This is a genomic window from Cohnella xylanilytica (assembly GCF_014212175.1).
Classification (GTDB): domain Bacteria; phylum Bacillota; class Bacilli; order Paenibacillales; family Paenibacillaceae; genus Cohnella; species Cohnella xylanilytica.
The window spans coordinates 1-12,573 of record NZ_JACJVR010000105.1; the positions used below are offsets into that span (position 1 = coordinate 1).

Here is a 12,573-nt window from a genome sequence, read left to right on the forward strand (position 1 = left end):
TTTCAAGGAACAAGTTCGTTCGTCTTACTCGTCGTCGCCGTCGTAACAGTGACTTTTATAATATATCACAGTCGCCTATCTTCATGCAAGAAGTAATTTCTTCCAGACGTTACTTTCTTGCTTCGGCTACCGGCCTCCGCGCTTGCCTCTTGCGGCGGCGAGAATTAATTTAACACAGATCGCACACCCGCGTCAACGCTATTCGCGAAGAAGTAATATTCAGTCATTTCAGGCATTCGGCCCTCGGAGTTCGATCGTCTGGACGCCTTCGCTGAGCGTGGCCATATAGAGCCGTCCGCCCCGCTCGTCCAGATCGGTCACCGGCAATCCCATGCTGACGGAGATGGCGGCGGTCTGCCCGCGCAGTTCGCTTAACCGATACAATCCCCGTTCCGTGCACAAATATACGGAGCCCGCAGCAGACGCCGCGCGGAACACGAACAGGCCGGGCAATCGGATTTTCTCGAAGCCGCCCTTGCGATCCCCTTGCAGAAGCTCGCCGCGTTCGGTCACTCCCAAGAGCCTCGAGCGGAATACGCCCAGGCCGGTCACGGCCGTGCCCATCGGGAACTGCTCCCACGTGAAGGTCAGCCGGTCGTACATGGCGATGCCGCCGTCCATGGCGAGGAAGATATATTGAGGCGCGTATAGAAAATCGTAAACCGCTTGATGCGGACTGGCCGTGCTCTTCCAGCCGTTCTCCGTGCGGCACCACAGTCCCTGCGCCGTCGCGGCGAACAAGAGCTCTCCGACCTCGCGGACTTGGTAACACGTCAACGGCATATCCGTCGGGGTCCAACGCGTACCGGTCCAATCGTACAAGCCCGCGTCCGTGCAGGCGAACGCCCGGTCCCGACCGAGCTGAATCCGGTTCACGTGTAAGCCTTCCGGCAGCCCTTCCATGCAGGACAGCCAATTCCCTTGCGGCGGAGCGATCCAGATCCCCCTGCCCGCCGGCGCCGCCATAATCGTCCGGTCGTCGATCGCCTTGACCGAAGAATGATGGAAGAGCAGACGTTCGCGCTTCCCTCCCCGCCGTTGCCGCATCGTGTATCCCCCTCCCGCTTCACTTATATGATATTGAGAATCATTATCATCATTATAAAGGCGGCATTCCCCTTTTTCAACCGCGCCTCTTCACAATCCCGCCGCAACGAAAAAAAATCCTCCCGAAGGAGGATCGAAGACGACAGCACGAAGATTCGTCCGACAGGGCAAGTCCGCGTCAATCGACGCGCTCTCCGGGCGCCGGCGCATACCGCAGCTCCGGAATGCCGATGCCGTCGCTCCTTCTCGATCGGGCGATCTCTCTCAGATACCCCTTCTTCGCCAGCTTCTGAAGGAGCAGGGACAAGTCCAGCTCCAGCCCCTTCAGCTCGGGATGGGCCATAAGCTCGGAGACGCTCCACCCTTCGGCGCGGGAGCCGACCACGCGAAGCAGCAGAGAGCAGGAAGACTTCATCTTCGTCAGAACGGAGAACTCGCAGGCGAGCATGACGAGCTGCACGCGCTGTTCCACGGTCTCCTTGTTCGTCGTCAACTCTTCATATAATTTGTAGATGCCCGGATTCACTCTTCGCACCTGTACCCAGACGGTCAGCTCCGGGTGCATGCCTTCCTCGATCAGGGCGATATGCGCCCAATGATGCAGCGAGGTGAGAATGTGGCTGTAGGCGTCCAGAATCTGCCCGTCCTTCAAATCCTGCTTGGCCTGAAGATACGTCTTCGAGAATTTGGAAAATTCGCAGAGCACCTTGCGCTCCTTCATCTCCGGAGGCCATTCGTCCAGCTGTCTTCGCAGGTCCGCGAGATAGCCGTTCTTGTCCAGCAGGATGTCGCCGTGAATGAGCCATTGAATGACTCCCCGGCTCTCGCCCCCGGTCACCCACTTCTCCAAGCATTCGGGCGTCACTCTCCGGACGAGGATTCTCGTCTCCTCCCACATCCAATGCTCCGTCGGCCTCTCGGGAGTCTGGCCGTACACGGCGAGAACGAGGCGGTCCATTCCGTCGATCATCGTCTCGTAGGAGTAAGGGTTCGCAACGAGCAGCAGGCTGATCAACCCTTCCTCGCGGCCGAATAGATCCGTATAAAATAATCCGCTTGCGTCCAAACGACTCACGGTTGTCACCCCCCAGCAAGTGTATCCCCTTTCACCGAACGAGGAGAAAGTGGCCTGTCCGCCGATTGTAGGCTATAATGAGTTTGGCGAATGTATGTATCTTTCTACAGAGCGGCTCCGGTTTCCTGCCGGAGCGACGATTATAATGACGGGAGCAACGATTCGAATGAAGTTCAGAGCTAGCAAGATCTCGACGATGCGGACCTGGGGGCTGCTGCTCGTGTTCGGCGGCATGGGCCTGATGGTGCTCGGAACGAGCGGCATTCTGCTGTTCGGGGAAGTCGGGAAGATCATCGCGGGCATCTTCATGGTGTTCGGCCTGCTCACTTGCGCGGCCAGCATGATCATTTATTTCTGGGTCGGCATGCTGTCGACCAGCGCGCCGGTCATCGAGTGCCCGGAATGCGGGAAGCGGACGAAGATGCTCGGCAAGACGGACCGCTGCATGTACTGCCATACGATTCTGACCTGGGACCCCGCGGAAGCGACGACGGGCGTGCCCACGGAACGAGAAGAACAGACGCTCACCCATTCGTAGCCTGGCGGCAATAAAGAAGGCGCGGCCCGGGGTTTTCCCCGCAGCCGCGCCTTTTTTCTGTGATCTTTATAGGATAATTATCATGGCCGCTATGAGAACCTGTTAAGGATGCGACTGCAGCGCTTCGTCGAGCGCCGGCCAGATGTCCGACGTCTCGAAGCCGCGGCGCCAGGTCGCCGCTCCGGCCAGATCGTACTTCTTGACCAGCTCCGCCCTCTTGCGAATGGAGAGCTCGTCCTCGATCCATATTTTCTGAACGGCGCCGTCTTCCTTGAATTCCACGTAATGCTGCCCCGTCTCCGCGGACAGCGTCGGCGTCAGCTTCTTCTCCTGGATCAGCTTCCGCACGGAGTCCATGCTCATCGTCTTCGAGGACACCTTCACGCCTCCGTTGCCGTCCGGCTTCTCGGTCCAGAGACGGGTATAGAGCGGCATACCCAGAATGAGCTTCTCCTTCGGCACTCCGTCTTCCTCCAGAAGGGTGCGCACCGAACGCTCCGCCCAAGGCAGCGAAGATACGGAGCCCGCCACCGGGCTGCTCGCCCAATGCTCGTCGTACGCCATCAGCATCATGTAATCGACGGATTCGGCCAGCCGGCCGCGATCGAGGAACAGCGACCACATCTCGCTGCCCGACTTCGGGGTCACGTCGATCGAGACGACGAGCCCTTGCTCGTGAAGCAGCGGCGTCATCTCCCGGACGAACTGGACGAGATTGTCCTTGTCGGGCGTCTTCACGTTCTCGAAGTCGATGTTGATCCCCTGCAGGCGGAACGTCTTCGCGTATGCGAGCAGCTGCTGGATCATCTTCAGCCGGGTCTCGTAATCGGCGAGCGCCTGGGACGTCCGCTCCGGCTCGAAGCCGTTGCTGAACAGCCCCCACACCTGCATGCCCCGTCCGCGAGCCCACCTGGTATAGCCGGCGTCGGCCTTGCTGCGGATCTGGCCGGTTCCGTTCACCAGCTCGAACCAGGTCGGGCTGACGACGTTGACGCCCGGCAGTTCGCCGATCTTCCCCGTATCCGGATTGGCCGAATAGACGGCTTCCCACGTCAGGTTGATCTTCTTGCCCGTCAGCTTCCACGCGGCGAACGGCTCCTCGTCTTCCTCCGAGGCCGTATCCGGAGTGCGGTCGATGGAGGTCAGAGCGACGTCTCCCTTGGCGACGTAACCGACGAAGCCTTCGTCCGACTGGGCTTTGTACCAATTGTGCTCTTCGCCCCAGATCGTCAAGCCGGTTCCCCCCGCCAGATCCTCCACGATCGGGTACGATTCGGCAGGGCCGGAGCGAAGCCGAGCTTCGACGCTTCCGGATTTATCTCCTTCGGGGACCCGCGCCTTCTGGAGCGAATCGCCGGGCCTATTCAACGTAACGATGCCCGACTGTCCGCCGACGGCGGCTTGAATGCCGAACAGCTGCTTCAGCGGGGCGAACGGCAAGTAGAGCTCGCCGTCCTCCGACTTCTTCGCCGCGAAGCTCAGCGTGAAGGGCTTGCGGTTCATCGTGGCGTCGAGCGCCCCCGTCTTGAAGTGAAGGACGCGCGTGGCGGTCGTCAGGATGATCGATTCGGTGCCCGACTCGTACCGGACCCCGTCGCCAAGAAGACGCTGCGCGATCTCGAGAGGAATCATAAGCCCGTCTCCCTCGCCGAGCGCGGCCGCTCCGCTCCATTGCCCGTCTATCATGATCGGATGAGGCTTGGCCATATATTCGGGAGTCTCGTGCGACAGGTTGGGCCGCTCCTTATCCCAGAAAAAGAAGACGGCGGCCGCCGAAACGGCAAACAAAAGCAGCAGCGCGATGATCGGCTTCTTCCGCCTGCGGGGCGGGCGGCGGCGGCCGGTCATGATCGTGGTGTTCAATTCGTCACTCTCCCCGTTGCGTGTCTATAGACTGGACGATGGCCGGCGGGCGACGGTTGCAAATAAAAACGCGCGTAGGCCATAACCTTCCGCGCGTCTGACTTCTTAAGATCTATGAGCGCATCGAGGCGCAAGTCGGACAGAGACCGTAAATCTCCATTCGGTGGCCGTGGACGGCGAATCCGGTGGTTCTCGCAGCGGCTTCCTCCACCTCTCGAACGGGCGGATGCTCGAAGTCGACCATCGCCCCGCATCGGGTGCAGATCGCGTGATAATGATCCGACAGATCGGAGTCGAAGCGGCTGGAATCGTCCCCGTAGGTCAGTTCCTTGATCAGCCCGGCATCCACGAACAACTTCAGATTGTTGTAGACGGTGGCTACGCTCAAGCTCGGATACTGGGGAGACAACGCCTGGTAAATATCGTCGGCGGTGGGATGGTCGTGCGATTCCACCAGGTATTGCAAAATGGCATACCGCTGCGGCGTCATCCGGACCCCTCCGGATTTGAGCTGGTCCACGGCATGGTGTACCCGGGAGTCCATGCTCTTCACAGCCTTTCATTCTAGTTAGCCTCATTGTACGTGTTCGATTTTGCAATTGTCAATGGAAGAAGCCTCCGGGGCGAGGCCCTGGAGGGCTCGCCGGAGGCGATCAGTCGTGCTTGCCGTTATGTCCCCGCTTCTCCCAGAGCCATACGAGGGCGCCGATCGCGATCAAGACGATCGCCCCCGCCATGGAGCCCGACGAGTGCAGCAGCCAGCGCGTCCATTCCGTGTTCGCCGTCGAGAACAGCGCCACGCCTCCGACGGCGAGAAGCACGATTCCGAGAACGGGGACGTTCCCCGCGCTCCCTCCCTGGGCGGGCGGAGAACCGTTCCAGCCCGACGCGGAAGGCCAGCCCGATGCGGTCGGCCAGCCCGCCGCGTGCCTCTCGTTGACCGCGTCCGTCTGCTGCAGCACGTCGAACAGGTTGTAGAAGTACAGAATCGGAATGAGCAAGCTGAGCAGAACGATAATCAGCACGTTGTTCGCCTGCTCGACGACGAAGACGATACCGCAGATGTTCAGCGCCAGCAGCAGCATGATGATGACTCCTTTGGACATGAGGCCGAGGTACATGTGGCCGGTTCCGGGGAATATCATCGAGAGAAGAGCTGCCGCCAGCTTCCTCTTCTTCCGTCTCTGCGGCTGGGGCGGGAAGCCGTTCGGCTCGAAGCCGTAAGGAGGGGGCATTCCGTAGCTTCCCCCGGGTCCTTGTTCCCCCGGCATTCCTCCGGGAGGCCGTTGCCATTCATCCGGTCGATCCATCGACGAGTAACCTCCAATAATCAGCGATTATAATGCCGGGTTCCGTTCACTCGACGGAGACCGAGGCGACCCCCTCCAGCTTGCGGAGCTGCTCCGCCAGAGGCAAGGCGTATTCCGGCTTCGGGAGCCGCACGTCCAGCCGGAGACGGACTCGCGAATCGTCCCGCGCCCCGTCCGACAGCTCGTCGAACTGAATGCGGACGAGCTTCGCGTCCTGCTCCCGGAACAAGCGGTCGATCCGATCGGTCGAGATCCGGTTCTCGTCGACCGTTAACGTAAATAACTGCTCCTTCGCGTTGTTCACGTACCGCTTCTCCACGATGTTCAGCCCCCACAGGACAAGCAGGGCGAGCAGCACGGAGACGGCGGCCGGGAAGTAGAAGCCCGCGCCGACGGCCAGCCCGATGGCCATGACGACCCAGAGGGAAGCCGCCGTCGTCAGGCCGGTTATGGACTTGCCGGTGAACATGATCGTTCCGGCGCCGAGGAACCCGATGCCGGTAATGGCTTGCGCCGCCAGGCGAGCCGGGTCGCGGTTCACGTTGGGCTGGCCGACGAACTCGTTGAATCCGTAGATGGAAAGAACCATGATCAGGCAAGAGCCGAGGCAGACGAGCGTATGCGTCCGCAGCCCGGCCGCGTGGTTCTTCCGTTCTCTCTCGTAACCGATCAACCCGCCGAGGACGACGGAGAGCAGCAATCGCACCATGAGGTGCCATTCGTCGATGACCCACGGGTCGCTCATCTCCATCGCGTCACCCAACTCCTTCCAGGATTGTATCATGCCCGAGATAGGCCCCACAATGGCTCGGCGGCGGGGCCTCCCCCCGACTTAGGTCTTGGCCTCTCCGCCGGCGCCGGGCTCCAATCGCATGCGGAGCATGGCGATATCGGGCCGGGGAGCGAACGTCTCGACCGCGCGGAAGCCAAGCTTCTCGTAGAGGGCGATCGCGGGAAGGTTGCGCTTCTCCGCCGTCACTTCCCAGCGGACGTCCCCCGGGTAAGCTCCGATCGCATGCGTCAGAAGAAGGCGCCCGACGCCTTGGCGGAAGTGCTCCGGATGCACCATCACGCGGCACAAGGCGACTGTACCGCCCTCCGTCTCCTCCTCCGTCGAGATCGCCCCGACCAGGTCCCCGTCCTCCGTCCGGCAGCCCCAGAACGTCTCTCCGCAAGCCATCAGGTCCGCGACGCTCTCCCGCAGCGGGGGCAGATCCGCGACGCCGATAAGCGATGCTTCCACCCGGTAAGCCGCATGCTGAAGGCTCCACAGCTCTTCGGCCGTATTCTCGTCCGTCAGATCCAATCTCTCGATTATCATCATTGTACTCCTTACCCCGCGACCGAATGAGAAAAAACGGCAACCCCCCGCGGAAGATTGCCGTTCCCCTTCTTCGCCGGCGGCGTTATTGCTTCAGCCGGTCCATCAGCAGCTTGTTGACCAAGCCCGGGTTCGCCTTGCCCTTCGTCTCCTTCATGATCTGTCCGACCAGGAAGCCGATCGCCTTGTCCTTCCCGCCGCGGAAGTCTTCGACCGACTGCGGGTTGGCCGCGATGACGGCGTCGACGATGGCCAGAATCGCCCCTTCGTCGCTGATCTGGACGAGACCTTGCTCCTCGACGATCTTCTGGGGCGCCTTGCCCGTCTCGAGCATCGTCTTGAATACGGTCTTGGCGATCTTGGAGCTGATCGTTCCCTTCTCGATCAGGCCGATCATCTCGCCGAGCCCTTGGCCCGTGATCTTGACGTCGTCCAGCTCGAGGCCGTTGGAGTTCAAGTATCCGAGCAGATCGCCCATGATCCAGTTGGCGGACGCCTTGGCGTCGCTCGTATGCTTCAGGCTCTCCTCGAAGAAGTCGGCCAGCTTCTTCGACGCCGTCAGCACGCCCGCGTCATACGACGGCAGGCCGTATTCCCGCGTGTAGCGGGCCTGGCGCGCGTCCGGAAGCTCGGGAATCGATGCCCGCACCCGCTCTCTCCATTCCGCGTCGATGTGCAGGCGCACAAGGTCCGGGTCGGGAAAATAACGGTAGTCGTGCGCTTCTTCCTTGCTGCGCATGCTGAACGTCTTGCCTTGGTTCTCGTCCCAGCGGCGGGTCTCCTGAACGACGCGTCCGCCGCTCTCGAGCACCTCCGCCTGGCGCAGCTGCTCGTATTCGAGGCCGCGCTGCACGCCGCGGAACGAGTTCATATTCTTCAGCTCGGTCCGGGTGCCGAATTCCTTCTGCCCGTGCGGACGAAGGCTGATGTTGGCGTCGCAGCGGAGGGACCCCTCTTCCATCTTGACGTCGGACACTTCGCAATAGAGCATGATCGCCCGCAGCTTCTCCAGATACGCCTTCGCTTCCTCGGGGGAGCGGATATCCGGCTCGGAGACGATCTCGACAAGAGGCGTTCCGACGCGGTTGAAGTCGGCCAGCGAGCCGAAGCCGCCGTCGATGTGCGTCAGCTTGCCGGCGTCCTCCTCCAGATGGAGGCGGGTAATGCCGATGCGCTTCGTCTTGCCGTCGACTTCGATGTCGATCCAGCCATTGCTTCCGATCGGCTGGTCGTATTGGGAGATCTGATACGCCTTGGGCGAATCGGGATAGAAGTAATTCTTCCGGTCGAACTTGCACCACTCGGCGATCTCGCAATTGAGAGCCATCGCGGCCTTCATCGCGTATTCCACCGCTTGGCGGTTCAGCACCGGCAGCACGCCGGGATGCCCGAGGCAGACCGGGCACGTATGCGTATTCGGCGGAGCGCCGAAGGAGGTCGAGCAACCGCAGAAAATCTTGGACTTCGTATGCAGCTCGACGTGGACTTCGAGTCCGACGACCGTCTCGTATGGGGTTAGGATGGACATGGTTGGCTCCTCCTGTTACAGCGCCGGGCGCAGCTTGTGGAATTCGGTCCGGCCCTCGAACGCATGGGCGGCGCGGAGCACCGTCGCTTCGTCGAACGGCTTGCCCATGATTTGCAGCCCGACGGGCAGACCGTCCGCCAGCCCGCAAGGAATGCTGATGGCCGGCACTCCGGCCAAGCTGGCCGGGATCGTGCAAATATCGTTCAGGTACATCGTCAGCGGATCGTCGACTTGCTCCCCGAGACGGAAGGCGGTCGTCGGCGCGGTCGGCGAGACGATGACGTCGTACTTCTCGAACACCTGGTCGAAGTCGCGCTTGATCAAGGTGCGGACTTGCTGCGCCTTCTTGTAGTAGGCGTCGTAATAGCCGGAGCTGAGCGCGTACGTGCCCAGCATGATGCGGCGCTTCACTTCGGGGCCGAAGCCTTCGCTGCGGGACCGGCGGTACAGGTCCAGCAGGTTCGCCGGATCCTCGGCGCGAACGCCGTAGCGGACTCCGTCGAACCGGGCGAGGTTCGAGGATGCTTCGGACGACGAGAGCAAATAATAGGTCGCGACGGCGTATTCGGTATGAGGCAGCGACACCTCTTCCCAGACCGCGCCCATCGACTCGTACGTCTTCAGCGCTTCCAGCACGCGCTCCTTCACTTGCGGATCGATGCCTTCGCCGAAGTATTCCTTCGGAACCGCGATGCGCAGCCCCTTCACGTCTCCGGTCAGGGCCGAGGCATAATCCGGGATGTCCACGTTGGCGGACGTCGAATCGCGGCCGTCGTGACCGGCGATCGCCTGCAGCACGAAGGCGGCATCCTCGACGTTCTTCGTGATCGGGCCGATCTGGTCGAGCGAAGACGCGAACGCCACGAGGCCGAAGCGCGACACGAGGCCGTACGTCGGCTTCAGGCCGACGACGCCGCAATACGCGGCGGGCTGGCGGATCGAGCCGCCGGTGTCCGAGCCGAGCGAGAAGTAGACCTGGCCGGCGGCTACGGAAGCCGCGGAGCCGCCGCTCGAGCCGCCGGGGACGCGGGTCGTGTCCCACGGGTTGCGGACCGGATGGTAGGAGGAGTTCTCGTTCGAGCCTCCCATCGCGAATTCGTCCATGTTCAGCTTGCCGACCGTGACGGCTTGGGCGCTTCTCAGCTTCTCGACGACGGTGGCGTCGTAGATCGGGTCGTAGTTGGACAGGAATCGGCTCGCGCACGTCGTCCGCAGCCCTTCCGTCACGATGTTGTCCTTGATGCCGGCCGGCAGGCCGAACAGCAGCCCGCGCTCGCCGGAGGACGAATCCAGCTCGGACGCGGCCTTGCGCGCCCCTTCTTCGTCCAGCGTCAGGAACGCCCCGATCTTCCCGTCGGTCTCGGCGATCCGCTTCAGCGAAGCGTCGACCAGCTCGGATACCGACAGATCTTTATGATGAAGACGGTTATGTACTTCCGACAACCGTTGATCGAACAACGACAAGTTGGGTTCCTCCCTTAGGCATTCTCAACGTCAAAATAAGCGAATCCCGCCGCCTGGACGGCCATCCGCCTCTTATCGGCTTATGGGTTATTCCAGCACGGCCGGAACTTTGAACTGCCCGTCCTCTTCCTCCGGGGCGTTCAGCAGCGCCTTCTCGACCGGCAAGGACGGCCTCGCTTCGTCTTCCCGCATGACGTTGTGCAGCGGAAGTACGTGGCTCGTCGGCTCGACGCCTTCCGTGTTCAGCTCGTTCAGCTTCTCCGCGTAGTCGAGAATGGCGCTCAGCTGTCCGGCGAGCCGCTCCTTCTCGGATTCCGTCAGCTCGAGGCGGGCGAGATTCGCGACATGCTCCACGTCTTGGACCGTAATGCTCATGTTCCGTGCATCCTCCTCAGTTCTCGTGACCAACATTCTCATTATTATATCGGACAAGCGGTTTGAACTCAATGAGGGCGCGCGTAGGGTGCGCGGAGGGCGTGCGGAAAGCTCGAGAAAGAAGTAACACGCGGAGAGCGCGCGGAGAGGGCGCGTCGGAAGACGTGAGGAACGGCGCATGCGGGTTCATATTCCCGGGGATTGGGGAATAATACAGGAAGATAAGGACCGGAGAACGAGAAGGAGGCCTGTTCCATGCCCCGATACCACGTATGCGACCGCCAGCTCCCGCTTCGGGACGCCGGCTTGCTCGAGCTCGCTTCGGACGATCTCGGCGCTTGCGAGCTGCTCGAAGAACTCGCCGGAGAAGGGAGCGAATCCGAGAACGGACGCGTCTGGACGCTTCGCTTCGAGGAGTACGGGCCGTTCCTGAGGCTGGTCAACCATCTGCAGCGCTGGATCAAGGACGACCAGGCCGCCGCCGTCCGATGCCGCATTACTTACTCGGACGAGGAGGAGGGCGCGGGCGAAGCGGATCGCCCGGCCTCCTCGGCCGGAGAGCCGTCCGATGGCTGGGTGCCGATCGCCTTCCTGTTCGCGGGCGTCGGCAACGACCGGATCGCGGACGTCATTCTCAACCGCCGCTTCACCAGCTTCATGCAGCCGATCGTCCGACCGGGAGGCCAAGCCGTCGGCTACGAGTTCCTGCTCCGGCCCCTGCCCGAGCAGCCGCCGTTCCGTCCGGCCGACCTGTTCGCGGCGGCTCGCGAATCGGGGCTGCATTCTTATCTGGACAGAGAGGCCCGCGATTCGGCGATCCGGCTGGCCGCGAGCCATCTGCCGCAGGGGGTCAAGAAATTCGTCAACTTCCTGCCTTCCTCCATTTACAGCCCGTCCTCCTGTCTGGAGCGCACGTTCCGGACCATTCGGGAGCGCGGCCTCGACCCGCAGGACTTCGTGTTCGAGGTGGTCGAGACGGAGCGGCTGGACGACGCGCGCCATCTGTCCGATATTTTCGACGTCTACCGCGCCCAAGGGATCCGGCTCGCCATGGACGACGTCGGCGAGAAGTTCGCGACGCTCGACGTCATGGACCGCCTGCAGCCGGACTACGTGAAGATCGACCGTCGCTGGGTGAACGGCTGCCATGCGGACCCGGACAAGCAGCGGCATATCGAGGAGGCGCTGGACCGGGCTTCGCGGTTCCACGGCGTCGTTCTGGCGGAAGGGGTCGAGAACGAGCGGGACTGGCGGTACCTGGCCGAGGCGGGAGTTCCTCTCTTGCAAGGATATCTGTTCGGAAGGCCTTCCCCGGTGCCGCTCCCGGTCCGGGTCGGAGCCGTATAAGCCCATGCCAAAAAAATCCCGGACGGGCGCATCGGCCTGTTCGGGATTATTTGCGTTTCATATTCGGCATTCGGCATTTGGCATTCGGCATAAAACCGGAGCCGTAAGGCCGGATCAGATCCAGGCCTTCAGGTTAATCTGCCGGATGAAATCTTCGCGCGTCTGGACTTCCTTGTCGGCTTCCGGCTCCGAGGCGGCCCCGCCGTTCATGACATGGCGGAACAGCTCCTCGTTGCGGGTCGCGAGCGCGAAGTCGATCAAGGCCTCGCGTTCGATCCTCTCCGCTTCCTGCTCCAACAGAGTCTCCTCGAGCTCGATATCCTCGGCCGAGACGTAATATTGGCGGTTCGCCTTCGGAATGCGAACAATATAGTCAAAAACGCTGTCGTTGTTCCGGTCGTAGGCGATGATATAGCCGTAATCTCCCACGGGAAGATTCTGTTCGAAGCGATCGTTCACGATGACGATCTTCTCTCCCAACTTCAGCATGCCGTTCCCCCTCCCCCGCGATGCGGTTTTGCTTCTATCCTACTAAAAATCGACCGAGATTTGCAAATGAGGATGATATTTCGATAGAGACGCCGACGGCCCCGTACTTTATCTTATTCGCCGCTCGCCGATTCGGCTTCGCGTCTTATCCTATTCCATATGACACGGAGAGCGAATTTAGAAGGGCGGGAACCAGGCCGCGCCGTCTTCCCGGCG

General features: G+C 61.6%; 13 protein-coding genes. 2 read left to right on the forward strand and 11 right to left on the reverse strand.

Annotation, left to right across the window (positions count from 1 at the left end):
* Nucleotides 1–228 precede the first annotated feature (228 nt).
* Together H7B90_RS25770 and H7B90_RS25775 are read right to left on the reverse strand one after the other, a co-directional pair.
* Nucleotides 229–1,047 (reverse strand): hypothetical protein, encoded by an 819-nt coding sequence (locus H7B90_RS25770; protein WP_185138773.1) that lies wholly within the window; start codon nucleotides 1,045–1,047, stop codon nucleotides 229–231.
* A gap of 178 nt (nucleotides 1,048–1,225) precedes the next feature.
* Complete coding sequence (locus tag H7B90_RS25775; RefSeq protein ID WP_311772811.1) at nucleotides 1,226–2,122, reverse strand: nucleotidyltransferase-like protein; 897 nt, start codon at nucleotides 2,120–2,122, stop codon at nucleotides 1,226–1,228.
* A gap of 166 nt (nucleotides 2,123–2,288) precedes the next feature.
* Here H7B90_RS25775 and H7B90_RS25780 point away from each other — a divergent pair, with 166 nt between their 5' ends.
* Nucleotides 2,289–2,660: a YgzB family protein gene (locus H7B90_RS25780; protein WP_185138774.1), complete on the forward strand. Its 372-nt coding sequence runs from the start codon at nucleotides 2,289–2,291 to the stop codon at nucleotides 2,658–2,660.
* Between the two features lie 102 nt (nucleotides 2,661–2,762).
* Here the strand turns inward: H7B90_RS25780 and H7B90_RS25785 are convergent, their stop codons facing one another.
* From H7B90_RS25785 to gatC, 8 genes are all read right to left on the reverse strand, one after another.
* On the reverse strand, nucleotides 2,763–4,523 hold the full coding sequence (locus H7B90_RS25785) for a glycosyl hydrolase family 18 protein (protein WP_185138775.1): 1,761 nt from the start codon (nucleotides 4,521–4,523) through the stop codon (nucleotides 2,763–2,765).
* A gap of 112 nt (nucleotides 4,524–4,635) precedes the next feature.
* Entirely contained in the window at nucleotides 4,636–5,067 is a 432-nt protein-coding gene (locus H7B90_RS25790; protein WP_185138776.1) for a Fur family transcriptional regulator, read from the reverse strand.
* Between the two features lie 109 nt (nucleotides 5,068–5,176).
* Nucleotides 5,177–5,833 carry a TM2 domain-containing protein gene (locus tag H7B90_RS25795; protein WP_185138777.1) on the reverse strand — a complete coding sequence of 219 codons (657 nt, stop codon included), beginning with the start codon at nucleotides 5,831–5,833 and terminating at the stop codon, nucleotides 5,177–5,179.
* 46 nt (nucleotides 5,834–5,879) lie between these two features.
* A complete protein-coding gene (locus H7B90_RS25800) occupies nucleotides 5,880–6,578 on the reverse strand; it encodes an MgtC/SapB family protein (RefSeq protein ID WP_185138803.1) in 699 nt (232 codons plus the stop codon).
* An 87-nt stretch (nucleotides 6,579–6,665) separates the two neighbouring features.
* Nucleotides 6,666–7,154: a GNAT family N-acetyltransferase gene (locus H7B90_RS25805; RefSeq protein ID WP_185138778.1), complete on the reverse strand. Its 489-nt coding sequence runs from the start codon at nucleotides 7,152–7,154 to the stop codon at nucleotides 6,666–6,668.
* Between the two features lie 85 nt (nucleotides 7,155–7,239).
* Nucleotides 7,240–8,682: an Asp-tRNA(Asn)/Glu-tRNA(Gln) amidotransferase subunit GatB gene (gatB, locus tag H7B90_RS25810; protein WP_185138779.1), complete on the reverse strand. Its 1,443-nt coding sequence runs from the start codon at nucleotides 8,680–8,682 to the stop codon at nucleotides 7,240–7,242.
* 15 nt (nucleotides 8,683–8,697) lie between these two features.
* Nucleotides 8,698–10,146 carry an Asp-tRNA(Asn)/Glu-tRNA(Gln) amidotransferase subunit GatA gene (gatA, locus tag H7B90_RS25815; protein ID WP_185138780.1) on the reverse strand — a complete coding sequence of 483 codons (1,449 nt, stop codon included), beginning with the start codon at nucleotides 10,144–10,146 and terminating at the stop codon, nucleotides 8,698–8,700.
* A gap of 87 nt (nucleotides 10,147–10,233) precedes the next feature.
* On the reverse strand, nucleotides 10,234–10,521 hold the full coding sequence (gene gatC, locus H7B90_RS25820) for an Asp-tRNA(Asn)/Glu-tRNA(Gln) amidotransferase subunit GatC (protein WP_185138781.1): 288 nt from the start codon (nucleotides 10,519–10,521) through the stop codon (nucleotides 10,234–10,236).
* Between the two features lie 255 nt (nucleotides 10,522–10,776).
* Between gatC and H7B90_RS25825 the strand changes: the two genes are divergently transcribed.
* Nucleotides 10,777–11,868, forward strand: coding sequence for an EAL domain-containing protein (locus tag H7B90_RS25825; RefSeq protein WP_185138782.1), 1,092 nt, complete (start codon nucleotides 10,777–10,779; stop codon nucleotides 11,866–11,868).
* Nucleotides 11,869–11,982: 114 nt separating this feature from the next.
* Here the strand turns inward: H7B90_RS25825 and H7B90_RS25830 are convergent, their stop codons facing one another.
* Nucleotides 11,983–12,357, reverse strand: a complete 375-nt coding sequence (locus tag H7B90_RS25830) for an ATPase (protein WP_185138783.1) — start codon at nucleotides 12,355–12,357, stop codon at nucleotides 11,983–11,985.
* Between the last annotated feature and the right edge of the window lie 216 nt (nucleotides 12,358–12,573).